Source organism: Hymenobacter profundi (assembly GCF_019334315.1).
Classification (GTDB): Bacteria; Bacteroidota; Bacteroidia; order Cytophagales; family Hymenobacteraceae; genus Hymenobacter; species Hymenobacter profundi.
Map to the genome: position 1 here is coordinate 1 of NZ_JAHWGL010000101.1, position 18,006 is coordinate 18,006.

The 18,006-nt window shown below is 59.8% G+C and carries 11 protein-coding genes and 1 pseudogene; 3 read left to right on the forward strand and 9 right to left on the reverse strand.

Annotation, left to right across the window (positions count from 1 at the left end):
- Nucleotides 1–224: 224 nt before the first annotated feature.
- The 3 genes and pseudogenes from KYK14_RS18130 (at nt 225) to KYK14_RS22610 (ending at nt 3,006) form a co-directional block, all read left to right on the forward strand.
- Nucleotides 225–863 (forward strand): hypothetical protein, encoded by a 639-nt coding sequence (locus KYK14_RS18130; RefSeq protein ID WP_219160803.1) that lies wholly within the window; start codon nt 225–227, stop codon nt 861–863.
- A gap of 16 nt (nt 864–879) precedes the next feature.
- Nucleotides 880–1,809 (forward strand): annotated as a pseudogene (locus KYK14_RS22605) (BNR repeat-containing protein); the annotation flags it as partial.
- Between the two features lie 402 nt (nt 1,810–2,211).
- Nucleotides 2,212–3,006, forward strand: coding sequence for a glycoside hydrolase family 16 protein (locus KYK14_RS22610; RefSeq protein ID WP_246601918.1), 795 nt, complete (start codon nt 2,212–2,214; stop codon nt 3,004–3,006).
- Here the strand turns inward: KYK14_RS22610 and KYK14_RS18145 are convergent.
- The 9 genes from KYK14_RS18145 to KYK14_RS18185 all read right to left on the reverse strand — a co-directional run bounded on the left by KYK14_RS18145 (nt 2,959) and on the right by KYK14_RS18185 (nt 17,740).
- Nucleotides 2,959–3,096, reverse strand: coding sequence for a hypothetical protein (locus KYK14_RS18145; protein ID WP_185281755.1), 138 nt, complete (start codon nt 3,094–3,096; stop codon nt 2,959–2,961). The genes KYK14_RS22610 and KYK14_RS18145 overlap by 48 nt on opposite strands.
- Before the next feature lie 31 nt (nt 3,097–3,127).
- Nucleotides 3,128–5,344 (reverse strand): choice-of-anchor I family protein, encoded by a 2,217-nt coding sequence (locus KYK14_RS18150; protein WP_219160805.1) that lies wholly within the window; start codon nt 5,342–5,344, stop codon nt 3,128–3,130.
- Between the two features lie 174 nt (nt 5,345–5,518).
- The gene (locus tag KYK14_RS18155) at nt 5,519–6,370 is read right to left on the reverse strand and encodes an endonuclease/exonuclease/phosphatase family protein (RefSeq protein WP_219160807.1); all 852 of its coding nucleotides are present in this window, start codon (nt 6,368–6,370) and stop codon (nt 5,519–5,521) included.
- Nucleotides 6,371–6,532: 162 nt separating this feature from the next.
- Nucleotides 6,533–8,308, reverse strand: coding sequence for a RagB/SusD family nutrient uptake outer membrane protein (locus KYK14_RS18160; RefSeq protein WP_219160809.1), 1,776 nt, complete (start codon nt 8,306–8,308; stop codon nt 6,533–6,535).
- Nucleotides 8,309–8,434: 126 nt separating this feature from the next.
- Entirely contained in the window at nt 8,435–11,776 is a 3,342-nt protein-coding gene (locus tag KYK14_RS18165) for a SusC/RagA family TonB-linked outer membrane protein (RefSeq protein WP_246601917.1), read from the reverse strand.
- Nucleotides 11,777–12,240: 464 nt separating this feature from the next.
- Entirely contained in the window at nt 12,241–12,642 is a 402-nt protein-coding gene (locus tag KYK14_RS18170) for a hypothetical protein (protein WP_219160811.1), read from the reverse strand.
- A 158-nt stretch (nt 12,643–12,800) separates the two neighbouring features.
- Nucleotides 12,801–13,685 carry a glycerophosphodiester phosphodiesterase family protein gene (locus KYK14_RS18175; RefSeq protein WP_219160812.1) on the reverse strand — a complete coding sequence of 295 codons (885 nt, stop codon included), beginning with the start codon at nt 13,683–13,685 and terminating at the stop codon, nt 12,801–12,803.
- A 45-nt stretch (nt 13,686–13,730) separates the two neighbouring features.
- On the reverse strand, nt 13,731–16,184 hold the full coding sequence (locus tag KYK14_RS18180; protein ID WP_219160814.1) for a bifunctional YncE family protein/alkaline phosphatase family protein: 2,454 nt from the start codon (nt 16,182–16,184) through the stop codon (nt 13,731–13,733).
- Nucleotides 16,185–16,240: 56 nt separating this feature from the next.
- Nucleotides 16,241–17,740, reverse strand: coding sequence for a calcineurin-like phosphoesterase C-terminal domain-containing protein (locus tag KYK14_RS18185; protein ID WP_219160816.1), 1,500 nt, complete (start codon nt 17,738–17,740; stop codon nt 16,241–16,243).
- Nucleotides 17,741–18,006: the final 266 nt, after the last annotated feature.

Sequence of the window (18,006 nt, forward strand, 5' to 3'; positions counted from 1 at the left end):
ACCTCGCAGGCAACGCCGAAAGCCAGCGGTAGGTAGAATAGAGAAACCGTCATGCTGAGCGGAGCCGAAGCATCTCGCGTGCTAATGAAAGATAGTATCCCACATCAGCACGCGAGATGCTTCGGCTCCGCTCAGCATGACGGCCTAAATGCTCTTGGTATAATTATCAGCAGGAATGCTTTCCTTAGAAAACAATCTATCGGATTCCTCTAAAGCACAACGCTATGCATTATCTACGGCTTACGTTTCTGCTGCTCACCTATCTGTTTACTAGCCAGCCAGGATGGGCACAACAGGTACCCGTTGCGCCTATTGTGCCGCGTACACCGGCTGCACAGTCAGCGGCCCCGACAATTCGGCAGGCTGCTCCGGCAGCAGATTCGGCTAGGCGGAAGCCAGAGGCAGTAGCGCATCAACCAGAGCATCCAATTGCGGAGTCACTGATTATTCTGAATAATAATCTGATAATCAATGGTTTGTTAACGGAGGTGAACCCCAATGAAATAGAAACCTTGGTGATTTATAAAGGGGCTGACGCTCCCTTGGAACTTCGCAGCCTGACGGCCAACGGTATTATTGACATCAGCTTAAAAAAGAAAAACTCTTTTAAAGCAAAGAGTTTGAAGCTGAGCGATATAGGAAAACGGCTGCTATTGTCAGGCCCGATTAGCTACTCAGTGAATGGAATGCCGGTAGCGGAAGCCGATTTGAGAATTGCCAGCGCTGCCATTGGCAACATCAAAATTACAGCTACATCGGATACTGCTACGATGGTTGACGTGCAAACAACATCTATGGGATTGAAGAGGGTGCCACCAGACCCACCCGGTACCATTCGAATCCGAGGCGTGGCGTCTCACTGATATTCCCTTTTCTTTTATGCTTTTTCGGTTTTCCGTTTGCTTGCTGCTGAGTAGCCTGCTGCTACCTTTTGCCACCCCCGCCCAAACCCCCGTAGGCCTAGGCTGGGCCAAAAACAACGTGAACGGGGCCGTATTTCGCAAAAACTCCGTGGTGACGCACGGCCGGGAGCAGTACACTGCCTACTACGACTCCCTGGGCTACGTGGTGCTGGCCAAGCGCCGCCTACCCCGCGGGCGGTGGCAGGTGCAGCGCACCCAATACCAGGGCAAGGTGCAGGACGCCCACAACGTCATCAGCATTATGGTAGATGGGCGCGGCTACCTGCACTGCTCCTTCGACCACCACGGCAACCCCTTGCACTACTGCCGCAGCAAAGCACCCGGCTCGCTGGAAATGAGCGAGTTGCTGCCCATGACCGGCGACCGGGAGAAGAACGTGACATATCCCGAGTTTCACCGTTTCCCCTCGGGCGACCTGCTGTTTCTGTACCGCGATGGCAGCTCCGGCAACGGCAACCTGGCCCTGAACTACTACTCCACCAAAACCCAGCAGTGGCGCCGCCTGCACGATGTTTTAATTGACGGCGAAGGACGGCGCAACGCCTACTGGCAAGCCTGCATCGATGCCAAGGGTGCCATCCATTTGTCGTGGGTGTGGCGGGAGAGCCCCAACGTGGCCAGCAACCACGACATGGCCTACGCCCGCTCTTTGGATGGGGGCAAAACCTGGCAGCGCAGCACCGGCGAAACCTACCGCCTACCCATCACGGAGGCCACGGCGGAATATGCAGCTCGCATTCCACAAAACAGCGAGCTGATCAACCAAACCACTATCACTACCGATGCGGCCGGCACGCCCTATATCGCTACCTACTGGCGGCCCCAGGGTACGCAAGTACCGCAGTACCAGTTGATTTATAAGGCTGGTAACATCTGGAAATCGCAGCAGATCAGCCAGCGCACCACGCCGTTCAGCCTGAGCGGGGTAGGGACCAAGAAGATTCCGATTTCGCGGCCGCAACTGCTGGTGGAAACCAAAAAGGGGAAAACCGCCGCCTACCTCGTGTTCCGCGACGCCGAGCGCCAGGACCGCGCCTCGGTGGCCGCCTGTCCCGACCTTACCCAAAACCAGTGGGCCGTGACAGACCTGACCACTACCAGCGTGGGCAACTGGGAGCCCAGCTACGACACCGAGCTGTGGCAGCGCCGCCACGTGTTGCACCTATTCGTGCAGCGTACCGGCCAGGGCGACGGCGAAACCCTGGAAAACCTACCCCCGCAGCCCGTCTATATAAAGGAGTGGAAGCCGGAAGCGTCTTCCGCAAATCAGCCGGCTACGCATTGGTCGCTGGGGGCAACGACGCCTACCCCGGCAGCTACGCAAGATGGCTGGCGGCTGGTGTGGGCCGATGAGTTCAACACCGCAGGCCGCCCCGACCCCCAGAACTGGCAGTTCGAAAATGGCTTCGTGCGCAACCACGAGCTGCAATGGTACCAGCCCGACAACGCCCGCATCGAAAACGGGATGCTCATTATAGAGGCTCGAAAGGAGAATCGACCCAACCCTGCCCATCAGCCCGGCAGCACCGATTGGAAAATTAGCCGCCCTACCATCGACTACACCTCGGCCAGCCTGAACACGCAGGGCCGACACCAGTGGCAGTACGGCCGTTTCGAGATGCGCGGCCGCATTGACGCGCGCTCTGGCCTGTGGCCCGCCTTCTGGACGCTGGGCGTGGCCGGCGAGTGGCCCGCCAATGGCGAAATCGACATTATGGAGTGCTACAAAGGGAAGATTCTCGCCAACGTAGCCTCCGGCACCGACAAGCGCTACACCGCCAAGTGGCACAGCGAAACCAAAGCCGTCGACTCCTTCCCTGACCCCGATTGGGCCAAGAAATTCCACGTGTGGCGCATGGACTGGGACGCCGACTCCATTCGCCTCTACGTGGACGACCTGCTGCTCAACGAAACCCCGCTCACGGCCACCGTAAACCAGGACGGCACCGGCCGCAACCCGATGAGGCAGCCGCATTATACCTTATTGAACCTAGCCCTGGGCGGCGACAACGGCGGCCCCCTGGAAGGTACTACCCTACCCAGCCGCTACGAGGTAGACTACGTGCGCGTGTATCAGCAGTAGGGTAGGCTGCACGATGGCCGCGTAGCGGCCGTAGGTGTACATAATCAGCCACAACCAGAATGGCCCTTGTGCTAGCAGCGCAAGGGCCATTCTGGTTGTGGCTGATTATGTACGCCTTGGTCTACCGTACCACCAGCTTGCTGGTAGCACCATCGGTGGTGCGTAGCATATACACGCCGCCCGCCAGGCCGGTGGTTTCGAGGCGGTCGGTGGCGGAGAGGGTGCGCACGGGGCGGCCCGTGAGGTCCAGCAGCGTGCCCGATACGGCACGGCTCAGACGCACCATGCTACCCTGGGTGGGGTTGGGGTAGAGTTGCAGCGCCGCGGCTGCGGCCAACGGCCCGCGCGTGGGGGTAGGCGTGGCCGCCTGGATGCCATAGGCCGCAATCGTGCTGCTGACCTCGTTGGCGAGTAGCAACATCGGCTGGCCCGTGGGGCTGTCGGTGGCGGCCACGAACACAATGCCCTCGGGACCCAAATCGCCGGTGCCGGCCGTGAGGCTTCGGTTGTTGATGTACTGCTCCAGCACGGGCGCGGCGGGGTTGTTCAGATTGAACACCGCTACCCCGCCCACGCGCTCCAGCGACACGAAACCGTACAGGGTATCCCCGATGCGGCCCGTCGTCACGCCTTCCGGTTCGGGGCCTTTGTCGTCGGAGCGGTTCTTACGGGTGGGGGCTTCGCCGAAGCTGTTGCTGGCGTTGAAAATGGCGCCGTAGGTGGCATCGGCGCTGGTTACGCGCTCCAGCAGGTTGCCGCTATCGTGCACCAGCGCGCCGGTGCTGGCGTTGAAGATGCTGAACGAGCGGCCCCCGTAGGCGTAGATTTCGTCGAAGTCGCCGTCGCCGTCGGTGTCGCCCAGCTTGTTGGTCACGTTCAGGCGACCCAGCACCGCTTCGTTTTTGAGCAGCGCCGCGTTGGGGAAAGCCGTGGGGTCGAGCACGTAGGAGTTGGCACTGACACGCACTTGCTCGCTGAAAGCGGAATAGTCGCGGGCGTCGCCCTCGTTGGCCGTCAGCAGGTAGGGCGTGCCGCCTACCTCAAACGTGGTAATGGCATCGGGCTGGCGCATGCCCCGGATGGGCCAGTTGGCTAGTAGTATATCCTGAGTACGATCGGAAGCATCCAGGCTGAAACCCGCTTGCCGGTGGTCTTGGTACCCCACGGGCCGCAGGGCAGTGAACTGGTTGGTGGTCAGGTCCAGCACCGCTATGGCGTTGTTTTCCTGGAGGCTGATGTAAGCCGTTTTCGAGTCGGCACTCACCGTAATATACTCGGGCTCTAGGTCTTGCGCCACGGTGGCGGGCGCCGCCGCTAGCCCACCGTAGATGCGGATGCCCTGTTGGCGCAGCTGGGCTGCCTGGTCGTTGTAACTGGTGAAGCCTACGGTCGTCACGTTGGTTTGCGCAAGGCCGGGCACACCGCCCGAGATGTCGATAATCGACACGCTACCCTCGGGGTCCGCGGTGTAGTCGGCCTTGGGCTCGCCCTCGTTGGCCGTCAGCACCAGGCGGCCGTCGGGCGAGAACGTCACCATATCGGGCATGGCGCCCACGGTCACCTGCTTCACAAAGGCGCCATTCTGATCGAAGAACACCACGCTGCCGTTGGCCTGCGGATTCGTGTTTTCAATAGCGCAGGCCACTACGCCGTTGCGCACGGCCACCGAGTTGAGGCCACCATAAGATTTGATATCAATAGAAGCTACCGCCACGATGGCCGCCGGATTAGCCAGATTCAGGATGTCCAGCTTACCTCCAACGGAGTTGGCCACGTACAGGCGCTTGGTGGTAGGGTCGTAAGCCGCAATTTCAGCCGAGTTGATTTGCTTTGTGCCTTCAAACGGGGTAGCCGTTTGGTAGCTCTGCAACAGGCTGAGGGTCAGCCCTCGGTTGAGGGTAGGCGCGGGCGTGTCGTTGTCGCGGATGTAGACCAGAATATCCGCCGAGGCCGCCGCCACGGTGGCGTTGGTCGGGTTTTGCAAGCGCACCACAAAGTACTCCGCATCCTCGGCCGCAGCGTCATCCAGAATCGGAATGGTGATGGTTTGGGTGCCGGTGGCGCCCGCCGGAAAGGTTACGGTTTGGGTGGCCGCGTAGGTGAAATCCTGCCCGGCCGTGGCCGTCCCAAACGCCTGCAACGCCACCTCCACGGTGCTGGCCGCCGCGCCGGGGTTGGTAATCGTGAGCGGAATACTGACGGAACCCGCGTTTTCGGCCACCGTAATGGTCGCGCTAGGCCGACTGATGCTAGGCGTGGTTTGGGCCTCGGCCCGGCCAAGGCCCAAGCTCAGCAGGAAAGCGGTGGCCGGTAAAAAAGCGTAGAGGTGTAGGCGCATAGGGGTAGGTTGGTTGAGTAGCCAAAGCTACCGGCAACGCATTACCGCAACATGACGCAAATATTACGTGATAATGAATAATATAGCATTTATATAATTGATTGCTAGATAGTTGTTATAAGTATCGCCTTGCGGTACTGGCGCGGGGCACAGCCCCACACCAATACCTAACTACTACTTCTTCTTCGCGTAGCGCACTTCCACAGCCACAGGGTAGTGGTCGGAAGGAAGTTTGCCGCCGCCATAGGTGTCCGTCAGAATGCCGTAGCGGGTGGCGGTGAAGGCGGGGCTGAGGAAGATGTGGTCGATGCGGGCGTCGGTTTTGCGCGTGGGGTCGAAGCCGTTGAACGTGCCGTTGGGCGCGTACACCAGCGGGGCCGTCTGGTAGGCGTCGCGCAGCGTGCCCGAGGTATTGAGGATGCTGTAGCTCTCGTTGCGCTGGTCGATGTTGAAGTCGCCGGTTAGGATGGCGGGCGTGGTGCCGGCCATTTCCTTCACCTTGCTAAGAATCAGCTTGGCACTTTCGCGGCGGGCTTCCTTGCCCACATGGTCGAAGTGGGTGTTGAAGAAATAGAACGTGAAGCCGGTGTTTTTCTCGCGCAGGTGCGCCCAGGAGCAGATGCGGGGCAGGGCGGCATCCCAGCCCTTGCTGGGCGTGGCGCTGGTAGGCGACAGCCAGAACGTGCCCTGTTGCAGTAGGTCGAACTTATCCTTCTTATAAAAGATGGTGGAGAACTCGCCGGCCTGCTTGCCGTCGTCGCGGCCCACGCCCACGTGCGCGTAGCCGGGCAACTGGCCGGCCATGTCCTGCAACTGGTTATACAGCACTTCCTGGGTGCCAAACACATCAAAGTCCTGAAAGCGAACGAGCTTGGTGAGGTAGGGCACACGCTTGCTCCAGGCATTGGCCGTGTCGTTCTTGTTGTCGTAGCGGATGTTATAAGTCGCCAGCTTCAGCGTTTGTGCCGAGAGGGTAGAGGCCGCGCCGAGGAAGAGAAGCGCCGCGAGTAGGGTTTGCTTGAGCATTGAGGAAGAAAGCGGTTGTAATGGTTTGCAGGCAAATTGTCTGTCATCCTGAGCGGAGCGAAGGACCTTATCACGATAGAACGGCAGGCGTCACAACGACTCGTGCTACCGTGATAAGGTCCTTCGCTCCGCTCAGGATGACAGCCGGTTATCTATGTTTGCCTATTCCCAGCCCGGATTCTGGCCGAGCTTGGGGTTGATGAGGCGGTCGGCTTCGGGGATGGGGTAGAGGTAGAATTTGTCGTCCCACTTGCGGGGCACGTTCGTCAGCCAGGTCAGCTCGCCGGAAGTGCCGTTCTTGAGCTGCTGGGGGTTGGCGCGGCCGTTGAGGGTAGGCGACACGTTCACGTAGGTGACACCCGCGGCGGGGGTAGGGGCCGTGTTCTGGTAGAACGCCACGTCGTTTTTGCCGTCCTCGTTCAGGTCCAGTGGCTGGTTCAGGGCGGGCACATAGAAGCCGTTCCAGGTCATTTCCATCAGCGGCCCGCGACGCCAGCGCGTGATGTCGGCGAAGCGGAAGCCCTCTAGCACCAGCTCGATGCCCCGCTCGCGGCGGATTTCCAGCAGCGCTGCATCCGAGATGCCGGGGAAGTAGTTGGTTTGCAGGTAGGCATCGGCTACAGCGGGCTTGGCCGTAAGGCCGCCCGTGATGCCGGCGCGCTGGCGCAGGGCGCCAATGGTTTTCACCCAGTCAGCGTTCGTGAAAGTGCCCAGCTCGGCCTTGGCCTCGGCGTAGTTCAGTAGCACCTCGGCGTAGCGAATGATGGGTAGGGAGTTGATGTTGCGCGTGCCGCCGTCGTAGTAGGTGTCGTCCAGCGTCAGCTTAATGGGCTGGTAGCCAGTATAGGTGTAGGAAAAAACGGGCGGTGCTGCCTCGGTGGCGTTGCCGTTGGTGCGGCGGTAGTCGCCCGTCCGAATGGTTTGTTGCAGACGCTTGTCGCGGCCCTTCACCTCCTGCGCGAAGGGTAGTGTTTCGTAGCCGTCCTTGCTGGTGAAGGGCGTGCCGTCGATGTTCAGGTAGGTGTTCACGAAGGTGCGAATCAGGCTCACGCGCGAGCCGTAGGTGGCGCTGGTCCACCACCAGTTGGCGTCATTGTACACGCTCAGCGCCGGGTCCGACACGGCGGCCAGAATCACTTCCGAGCCTACTGGGGCCTGACTGATAAACACTTGGCGATAGGCGCGGTCGGTGCCGCCGGCCGCATTCAGGCTGAAGCCGCCGGTGGTCATCACCTGCTCGGCAGCGGTGGCGGCTTCGGTCAGCCACTGGTTGGCGCTGCCCGTGAGGCCGTAGCCGGTCTGGTATTTCCGAAACGTGCCCTCAAACAGGCACACCCGCGACTTGAAGGCGGCGGCCGTTTGCTTGGTCACGAGGCTGCGGCTGTTGTCGGCGGTAGTTGTGATATTCTGGATGGCGAAGTTCAAATCGGCCAGTACCGAGTCCATCACCAGGGTGCGCGGGTCGCGGGCGTTGTAGAGCGTAGGGTCGTCCACCGACTGGGGCTTGCCAATCCACGGCACATCCCCGAAGCGCTTCACCTTATCGAAGTAAAACCACGCCCGGAAAAACCGCGCCAGGCCCAGGTAATGGTTGCGCACGGCCGGCGCCACGGCGGGATTGTTGTTGTTGGCAATGAAGTAGTTGATGTTGCGGAGCGGGCGCCAGTCCCAGCCCGAACTTTGTCGGGCGCTAAAAGCGCCGGGCAGCAGAAAATCGGGTACCTGGGTGCGGGCCGCGTAGTCGGCCATGGCGTCGCCGCGCACGATGTCGTTGGCGGTCGGCAGCACGTCGTAGAAGGAGTTGGCGTACAGCTCCAGGCCCCGCTCGCTGCTGAACACGGCTGAGCCTGTGACAGTAGCCTCGGGCTCCTGGTCCAGCGAATCGCAGCCGGCCAGGGCCAGGCACAGGAGGAGGAAGGTGGTAAGGTATTGTTTCATGGTGTTTTAGCTGATGTGTGCACCCCACCCCCGGCCCCTCCCCTCCGGGAGAGGGGTGCCAGACGACTGATTCGTTAGAACGCACCCCTCTCCCGGAGGGGAGGGGCCGGGGGTGGGGTCTCGCCGTTAAAAAGTCACCGACAAGCCCAGGATGACACTTTTGAGGATGGGGTAGTTGTTGCCGTTGCCGCTGCTATTGCTGTTGGGGTTGGAGCTATTAGCGGCTGGAGGGCTCAGCAAGGCGTCGGAGCGGCCGATGCTCTCCACGTCCAAATCGCGGGTGATTTTGTAGAGCGGCGACCACGCCCACAGGTTCTCACCCGACACGTATACCCGCGCAGCCGACAGCTTGGCGCGGTTAATCAGCGACACCGGCAGGTTGTAGCCCAACTGAATGTTTTTCAGGCGGATATACGCCGCGTTGATGAGGTAGCGCGTCTGGGTTTGGGTTAGTTCGCCGGCGCCATTTTGGGCCACGTAGCCGCGGTAGCGGGGGAAGTAGGCATCGGGGTTGTCTTCCGACCAGATGTTGCCCAACTGCGAGGTCGGCACCTTGTTATAGGGCCGGTTGTACTGGCCCCAGAACGTGCCTGCTTCCGCGCCAGGGTACCAGTCTTGGTGCCCTACCCCTTGGAAGAAGGCCGAGAAGAAGAAGTTGTGCCAGCTGGCATCGGCCATCACGCCGTAGGTGTAGCGGGGTAGAGAGTTGCCAATCACGCGCCGGTCGCCGGGGTTGGCCACGGTGTTGTCGCCGTTGTTGATAACGTTGTCGCCGTTCAGGTCGGCAAACTTGATGTCGCCGGGCAGAAGTTGGCCGCTGGTGGAGGCCCGGAACAGAGCCTGCGAGGGCGACGCACTGATCTGATCCTGCGACACAAACAGCCCGTCGGTAGTATATCCCCAGATTTCGCCCAGGCGCTGCCCCTCGTAGTAGTCGTTCAGGCGCTTGTTGGGGTTGTTGTACTTGGTGATGTGGGCCGTGTAGTCGGCCAGGGTCAGGCGCAGACCGTAGGCGAAGGGGCTAGCGCCCACATTTGCCTGGTCGCGCCAGTTCAGGGCCACTTCCCAGCCCTTGGTGCGCAGGTCGGCATAGTTGCCCTTCGGGATGTCGGTACCAAACACGGCCGGCAGGGTAGGGCCTACCGTAAACATGTCGGTGGTGTTGCGGATGTAGCCGTCGGCGTTCAGCGTCAGGCGGTTTTTCAGCATGCTCAGGTCCAGGCCCAGGTCCGAGGTAGTGGAGGTTTCCCAAGTTAGGCCGTTGGGCAGCACGTTGGGCTGGCCGGTGTACTGGGGCCGCACCCCGTTCAGCACCCTACCCGACTGCGCAATGCTGAACTGCTCCTGGAAGGCGTAGGAGTTGATGTTGCCGTTGCCCAGCGCCCCATACGAGCCCCGGATTTTCAACTCCGAAATCAGGTTAGGCGACACCTTCCAGAACGGCTCGTTGGAGATGCGCCACCCCGCCGAGAACGACGGAAAGTAGGCAAACCGCTCGTTCTCCGGAAACTTCGAGGAGCCGTCGTAGCGCCCGCTGGCTTCCAGCAGGTAGCGGTCCTTAAAGGAGTAGTTCAGGCGATAGAAACCACCCGAGATGTTCCATCGGTCCCAGCCACCGCCCGTGGTAATGGCCTGACCCAGGGCCAGATTAATATCCTGGGCGCCTTCGTAAATCAGGCCGTTGCGCTGGGTTTGCAGCGCCTGGTACGTCGACTGCTCGTAGTTGTAGCCCAGCAGCGCCTTGAAGTAGTGCGCCGGCGTGAAGTTGGTTTCGTACTCGGTGTAGAGGTTGGTGGCCAGGTAGCGCGTCTGCCCGAAAGCGCGCAGGTAGTCGTTGGTGTTGGTGCCCACGTACTCAATCACGCCGGGCTTGCGGCTATACGGCACCGGCACGCGCGTTTGGGTGCGGTCGTTGTCGGTGTTGCGAATGGTGAAGTTGCCGTTGACGCGGAATTTGTTGTCGAAAAACCGCGAGCTGAACGACGTCGTGTTCCGAAACACTCGCTCGTCGAGGTCGATGCCGTTTTTGCCGTACCAAAAGTCGCCCACCGTATAAGCCGCCGAGTAGGTAAGCGTGCCGTCGGGGTTGAACATAGGCGCTACCGTGTGGCCCTCATCGGCAATATTGCGCCAAATGCCCCCACCCTCGCCCACGTTCAGCGGGTTGTGGTAGGTCATGTTGGAGTAGTCGGCGTTGTTCTCCACACGCAGCCACGGAAACAGGTCCAAGGCCCCCTTCACCCGGAAGTTATACATCCGGTAATCGTCAGAATTATAGCGAAATAGCCCGTCCTGCCCGAAGTAGCGACCCGTGGCATAGAAGCTGGCCTTGCCACTGCTCCCCGACACCGACACGTTGTGCTCCGACGAGCTGGTGCGCTTCTTATACAGCTCCTTGTACCAGTCGGTGTTACCGTAATACACGTACTCGCCGTTGGCATTCACGTCTACCTTGGGTAGGCTGGGGTCCTCGGAGCGGCGCTTCAGCTCGGCCAGGTACTCGGGCGAGAACTTCACGGTCTTGTTGATGTTCTGCGGGGTCTGAGAGTAGTCGTTCCACGCCGACCACCCCTCGTTGAACATCTTGGCAAACTGGTAGCCATCGGTCACGAAATCCGGCACCGCCGTGGGGCTCTTAATGGCCTGGTTGAACGAGTAGGTGATGCTGGTGCGGTCCTGGCTGGGGTTTTTCGTCGTAATCAGCACCACGCCAAACGCACCCCGCGCCCCGTAAATAGCCGCCGCCGAAGCATCCTTCAGCACCGATACCGTGGCGACGTCGTTGGGGTTCAGGCGGCTGGGGTCGCCCTCCACACCGTCAATCAGCACCAGCGCATTGCCCCCCTGCCCGATAGACGTAGTACCCCGAATATTGTAGGCCGGTGACTGAATCGGCTTGCCGTCGCCAGGCACCAGGTTCAGGTTGGGCAGCACGCCCTGCAAGCCCTGCGTGAGGTTGGGCACCGAGCGGTTTTGCAGCACTTCCGACGTCACCTGGTCCACGGCGCCGGTCAGGTTCACCTTTTTCTGCGTGCCGTAGCCTACCACTACTACCTCTTCCAGCGCCTTCGTATCGGGTGCTAGTTTAATGTCGATGCTGGTGCGGTTGTTCAGCGGCACTTCCTGCGTATGGAAGCCTAAATACGAAACCACCAGCGTGTTCGCCTCTGCGGGTACTTGCAGCGAGTAGGCGCCGGTAGCGTCGGTTACGGTGCCTACCTGGGTGCCCTTGGCCAGCACCGTCACGCCGGGTAGGGCCTCGCCGGCAGTGTCGGTGATGCGGCCGCTGACGGAGCGGGCCTGCTGGGCCGTAGCTACCAGGCTGCCGCACACCGCAACAGGCAGCAGCAGCCCACGTTTCCAGCCAGAAACGGTAGAAAGTAGGTTCATAGAATAGGTGTATTGGTTGGAGGAAAGTAGGGGCACGGTGGTGCCATCGGCCTCATAGAGCGAAGCCAGACGGCACAAACAGGAAAGGGCGGGAGCAGCAAAAAACGCTACAATAAAGTGCTAGTCGAAAGCGCAAAAGAACTAGCTGCGTTTTTCGATGCTGCAAATATAAAATGACGAATCTGGGCTTTATTTAAGAATAAATAGGATTGATAAATTCATAATGTAAAGTACAAACACGTAACATAAACATAATCATTAAGTAGAAAGCAGGTAACAAAACAGGAGTAGTCTGCAAGTATGCTACAGCGGTTTCATAAACAGTAAATACTACTGGATGTAGAGATGCATCTGTGCGTTTCTACGGTTCACAAAACCGCTGTAAGCTGTACAGTGATTATGCATAAGCGGTTTTGTGAACGGTTCAGCCAGTCATTTAAGTGGACTCTATGCAGTTACGTACCTCAAATGAGTATGGCTTCATTCTATACGTATTCATCGCCGAGCAGCGGCCGAACTGTTTGCGAAAATTCTATAATATGTTAATTCTTTATCTTATAATATGGTATATCCTCATTTTCTATGCAACAATCAATTTTAATGGTACTAAAGAATCTTTTTTTCACAGGCAACGATGACGTAATTGTAAAATATTCAATAACTTCTTTTCTATAATCTCGATCATCATCCAGTAAGTAGCTATACAAAATGATATGTCCATTTTGATCATACTTCCATAAATCACTATTGTTAAATATTAGATGACCGTCTTTTGTGGAGTATAATTTTCTACTGTATGTTCCATTGGGGAATAATGATAAAGTATCAATGTTTTGTTTTTTACTAGGGCTAGTATATGTGCCTATTATTTCTTGCTCTGTAGGATTGCAAGAACACACAGTACTTGATATGAGTAAAAGAGAAAATATATCTGAATATTTCATGTTCTTATTTAAAAAATAGTTTAGATGCATAGCGTTTTCGCAAACGTTTCGGCCGCTGCTTGGCGATGAACATACGTATAGAATGAAGCCATACTCATTTGAGGTATGTAACTGCATAGAGTCCGCTTAAATGACTGGCTGAACCGTTCGCAAAACCGCTATAATTTTTTATCCGAAAATAAATCCGGATAATCCGTAATAATTCCGTCTACCTGCTGCGCTACCAATTCCTTAATAGCCGCAGCAGAATTTACCGTCCACGGAATAACCTGGATATCTTGCTTGTGGCAGGTTTGCACCATTTTGGAGGTCACTAGCTTGTAGTAGGGGCTGTAGATAGTCGGCCGGAAGCTAAGGCGTTTCAAGTTGGCTGTTAGTCCATCCAGGTTTTCCACCAGCAGAGCCGTGCGCAGGGTAGGGTGCGTGCGGTGCACCACTTCCAGCGTGCGCGGGTCAAACGACTGGATAATTACGCGGTCCTGCACGCCTTTTTCCAGTACCACCGCCAGCAGGAGCTGCACAAACTCCTCCGGCTCGGGGTGCAGGGTGTTGTCGCCGGCCGGGGTCGTCTTGGTTTCGATGTTGTAGTAGGGTAGGGGCCGTCCCTGCCGCCGCGCGTGCGCCTCCACTGAGTCGATGACCTCGGCCAGCAGCGGCTTGTATGTCTTCAGTTTCTCTTGCCGCGGAAACTTGGGGTTGCCGTGGCTGCCCACGTCGTAGCGCCGAATTTCTGCGTAGGGCAACCCGTAGAGGCGCAGGGCTTTACCCGCGGCCGACGTGAGCGGCTGGCCATCGGGCGTGTGTACGAAGTCGGCGTTCATGTAGGGGTCGTGGGAGAGCAGCACCTGCTTGTCCTGGCTGATGGCGGCGTCCATTTCCAGGGTCGTCACGCCTAGGTCCAGCGCCTTCAGCATGGCCGGCACGGTGTTTTCGGGCAGCAGGCCGCGGCAGCCGCGGTGGCCCTGCGTGTCGAGCGGTGGTGGTGGGGTAGGGGCGGGCGTGAGCATGGCGAGCAGGGGAAGGAGCAGCAGCAAGATTTTCATCGAAAGGAGGTTTTACGGCGCGGGTAGGGGTAGGGCCGGGGGGCATCAATCGTCGTCATCGTCGCGCTTGGGCGCCAGCTTCAGGAAGGCGCCGCGCCGGGGAGCGGGGGGCGTGGCGTTTTCGCCGCGCACAAACTTCCAGATCACCTCGTTCAGCTCCAGATCGGGCACGGCATCTTCGCGAGCCAGGTTGAAGCGCTCCGACTTCTCGGCGCTTTTGTTCCAGGCCACGTTGCGGGCGTCCAGGTCTACGCGGGCGGGGCGGGCCTGGTAGGGCGTGGCGTTGGACGTGGTGGTGAAGCAGTCGGCTAGGGGGAGGGCGGCGGCATCGTACTGACTCATAGGGGGTAGGCCCAGCAGCAGCTCCATGGTGCGCAGCGCGCCCGAGGTGGAGTAGAGCGTGTGGTTGACGGTGCCGCGGCGGGTGTAGGGGCTAATCACGAAGGCCGGGGAGCGGTGCGCGTCCACGTGGTCGGGGCCGTTCTGGGCGTCGTCTTCCAGCACAAACACCACCGATTCTTTCCAAATCGGGCTTTTCGACAGGTGCTCTACCAATTGGCCCAGGGCTAGGTCGTTGTCGGCCATGGCGGCAATGGGCGTGTACTTGCCGCGCCGCTGCCCGCTGGTGTGGTCGTTGCTGAGGCGGATGGTGCTGAACTGCGGCACGGCCCCCACGGCCAGCAGCGAGTCGAAATCCTGCCGCCAGATGCGCACCCGCTCCACGTCCTGGATATCCATATTAAAGCCCGGCGACGGCACGCACACGTGCCCCTGCAACGATTTGAGCGGGGTTTTGCCCTTGTCGGCAAACTCGCCGTAGGTGCGGTAGCGCAGGCCGGCGCGCTGGCAGTAGTCCCAGATGTAGCCGTCGCGGGGGTAGGCAATCGGGCGGGTACCCTCGTAGTCGTAGGTGCCGCCGCGGCCGCCGTAGCTGGTGGGCCAGGTTTTCTCGGTGTAGTCGGTGGCGTAGGCGGCCATGCTCCAGTTGTGGCCGTCGGCACTCACCTCGGCATTCACATAGAAGTTGTCGAGCAGCACAAATTCGCGGGCCAGGGCGTGGTGGTTGGGCGTCACCTTCTCCGGAAACACGCACAGGGTAGAGTCGCCGTTGCCCTCCGGCATATCGCCCAGCACCTGGTCGTAGGTGCGGTTTTCCTTGATGACGTAGAACACGTACTTGATGGGCGACTTTTCGCCTACCTTGCCGGGTACCGGATGGCCGACGGGCCGGGCCGCGGCCTGGCGTTCAGACTCAGCCGTGAAGGGCGTGTTGGCGTACACCTGCTTGGAGTAGGCGCCCAAATGGGCCTCGTTGGGCTGCGGAATACACGACAGCGTGCCTTTAAACAGGCTGCCGATGTACTGCACCGGCTGGCCCGTTACGCCGGTGTGCGAGCCGCTGTTGTCGGTGTTCTTCACCGGCTGCGGCCCCTGCGGATTGGCTAGCGAAGAAAACCCTTTGCCATTGGCTACCAGGATGGTACGCCCCAGGGTCTTCACGTTGGTCGGGTACCAGCCCGTCGGGATGAAGCCGCGGGCCGCGCTCTTGCCTGGCGTGCGCACATCAAACACGGCCAGGCAGTTATTGTCAGCGTTGGCGATGTAGAGCATTTTTTCGTTGGGCGACAGGGCCAGCCCGTTGGTGGTCGAGCCGGTGAGGTGGGTAGGGTAGAGGGCCGTCGAAATCACCTCCAGCACCCGGCGCGTGCGCGTGTCTACCACCGATACCGAGTTGTCGTTGGCATTGGCCACGAACAGGTAGTGGCCGTTGCGGGTCAACAGCAGCTCGTTGGGGTGGCTTTCGGTGGCAATTTCGCCGGTGAGGCGGCCGGTCTGCGTGTCGAACACCGCTACCTTGTCGCCGCCCCAGAGCGAGATGTAGAGGGTGCGGCGGTCGGGGGCGAGCAAGCAGGCGTAGGCTTCGTGGCCCAGCGCTACCTTCTGCACCGTGGCCCCGGTGCGGGTGTCGAGCACGTAGAGACTGTTGTCTTCCTTCGTTACCACGTAGAGGCGCTGGCGGGCGTCGTCGAGGGCCAGGCCGGTAGGACCGATTTTGTTGGGCCAGGCGCGGCCCAGGCGCAGCGTGTCGGGCGTGCCCAGGCGGTTGCCGGCGGTAGGGTAGCGCAACACCACGTTGTCGTTGCCGCCTGAAGCGTACAGCTGCCGCCCATCAGCACTGAACGCCAGCCCGTACCACGACTTGCCAATCACCTTTTCATCCAGCAGCTTTTCCGTTTTGGGGTCGATCAGCTGAATGCTCTGCGTGCCCTGCCCGTTGTTGCTGACGGCCAGCAGCCGGCCGTTGCGTGAGAGCTGCATATTCAGCGGCAAATCACCGAGCGGCACCGACCGCCCCGCCGGACTCAGCGACCAGCCATTGGGCAGCAGAATACGCTCGGCCTGTGGGTTGTTGGTGGGCAGCTGGGCCTGCGCGGCCGGCGCGAGCCAGGTGCTGCCTAGCAAGCAAAGACTTAGGGCGAAAGTGTGGGTGCGGTGCATAGGCGGAGGGTAGTAAAGCAAGGTAGGAAGATAAGCAGCGACGCGTGTTGTCGGAGCTACACGGCCACCGTTTCGGTGTATTTCTGTCCGAAGCGGTCCGTCACTTCCACCCTGATTTCCTTGGCGTCTTTGGACGGGCGGGCGTAGAACATGTGGTCGGCTAGGGTAGGGTCTACCCACTTGTGCTTGGCCGGGAGTTTGGGGCCGGCTTGCAGCTGCACGGCCAGCGGGTCGAGGCTGGTTTGCTGGTGCATGGGGCCTTGGCGCTGGCCGTTTTCAAACCACGTTACCTGCCACTCGGGGTCCCAGTTCCACACGTTCACTACGATGTCCTCGGGGCGTTCGGGGTTGGCGCCTTTGGGGTAGGCGCGGAACTGGTGGTTGCGGTCCTTGCCGAAGGATTTGTAGTACCACTTAATGGTGGGGCCGTCTACTTCATACACGCCGTAGCCACTGGGCGTGCCGTCGGTGCAGATGGGGCCAGTCCACCAGGCGCCGCACACCGCGCCGTGGGTGTGCTCGATGGTGTTTTCGTGGAAGATTTTCTCGCACACGTGCGTGTGGCCCGACATAATATGGGCCGTGTAGGGCTTCAGCAGCCGGTACAGCTCGTGGCGGTTCGACACCACCCCGCCCAGCGACTCGTCCTTGAGCTGATTGCGCCGTTTGTCGCCGCTGTCTACCGGAATATGCAGGGCCACCACCACGGTGCTACCTGGCTTCACGTGGCTCAGGTCCTGCTCCAGCCACTGCAACTGCGTCTCCGTAAGGTAGCCAATGTACTTTTTGGGCGGGCCGATGAAAAACACGTCATCCAACACCACGTAGTGCACCTCGCCCCGGTTGAATGAATAGTAGGTAGGCCCGAACAAGCTCTTGAACGTCTCGGCCGAGCCGTCGTCGGAGCGGGCTTTGATGTTCATGTCGTGGTTGCCAATCACCTGAAAAAACGGAATTCCGGTGATGTCCACGGCCTGCTTGTAGTCCTCAAACAGCTCGAAATGGTCCCACACCAAGTCGCCGCACCCGATGGCAAAGGTGTTGGGGCTGTTGTACTGCGCGGCCAGCTGCTTGAGGTCGGGCGCCGATACGGTTATCAGTTCGTGCGTGTCCTTCTTGTCGATCATCTGCGGATCGGCCCACACCATAAAGGTGTGTTTCGAGTCGTCGCCGGGTAGCGGTTGCAGGGCGAAGTCGGCCGTCATGCTCCGTTGGCCGGGTTTGATGGGCTGGTAGAACCGCGCCACGCCCTTCTCGTGCGGAATCTGGTAGCCACGGGGTAGGGTGAGATACACAAACTCGGCGGTGGAGTTGCTGGTTAGCGTGTAGCGGCCGCTTTTGTCGGTGAGCACGATGTTGTAGCCGTCCGTGACGGGTACGCCGGCCAGGCCTTTACCGCCCGCGTGCACGCGGCCCTTAATCGTGAGCGGTGTGAGGTTGAGCTTGTGCGGGGCGGCTTTCGACTCTGCCAGTTCGGCTACGGCCGCCGGAGCCAGCGGCAGACTCATGCCCGCACTCAGCAGGCCCAGGCTTTGAAGAAATTTTCTGCGAAACATATATCTGAGTGTAGAGACGCGTACTCGCGTCTCGTCGTTGCTGATGTTGTTTATATCGGCTTCTTGAATCGTTCTGGCGGGTGTCGTTCAACGCCGAGACGCGAATACGCGTCTCTACATCGTGCCCTCACCTCCGACTCAGCATAGTTGGCACGGGGCACAGCCCCGCGCCATTGTACCGTCGGCTCAGTTTTCGTAAATGGCAATGTCATCCAGCCCCAAACGCCCATTCAGGATGGCGGGCGGGGCGCTGGTGCCCAGACCGA

Coding starts and splice junctions, on each gene's coding strand:
- KYK14_RS18145 (WP_185281755.1), bottom strand. CDS start 3,096: ATGGCCCTTGCGCTGCTAGCACAAGGGCCATTCTGGTTGTGGCTGATT.
- KYK14_RS18175 (WP_219160812.1), bottom strand. CDS start 13,685: ATGAAAATCTTGCTGCTGCTCCTTCCCCTGCTCGCCATGCTCACGCCC.
- KYK14_RS18170 (WP_219160811.1), bottom strand. CDS start 12,642: ATGAAATATTCAGATATATTTTCTCTTTTACTCATATCAAGTACTGTG.
- KYK14_RS18155 (WP_219160807.1), bottom strand. CDS start 6,370: ATGCTCAAGCAAACCCTACTCGCGGCGCTTCTCTTCCTCGGCGCGGCC.
- KYK14_RS18150 (WP_219160805.1), bottom strand. CDS start 5,344: ATGCGCCTACACCTCTACGCTTTTTTACCGGCCACCGCTTTCCTGCTG.
- KYK14_RS18130 (WP_219160803.1), top strand. CDS start 225: ATGCATTATCTACGGCTTACGTTTCTGCTGCTCACCTATCTGTTTACT.
- KYK14_RS18180 (WP_219160814.1), bottom strand. CDS start 16,184: ATGCACCGCACCCACACTTTCGCCCTAAGTCTTTGCTTGCTAGGCAGC.
- KYK14_RS18185 (WP_219160816.1), bottom strand. CDS start 17,740: ATGTTTCGCAGAAAATTTCTTCAAAGCCTGGGCCTGCTGAGTGCGGGC.
- KYK14_RS18160 (WP_219160809.1), bottom strand. CDS start 8,308: ATGAAACAATACCTTACCACCTTCCTCCTCCTGTGCCTGGCCCTGGCC.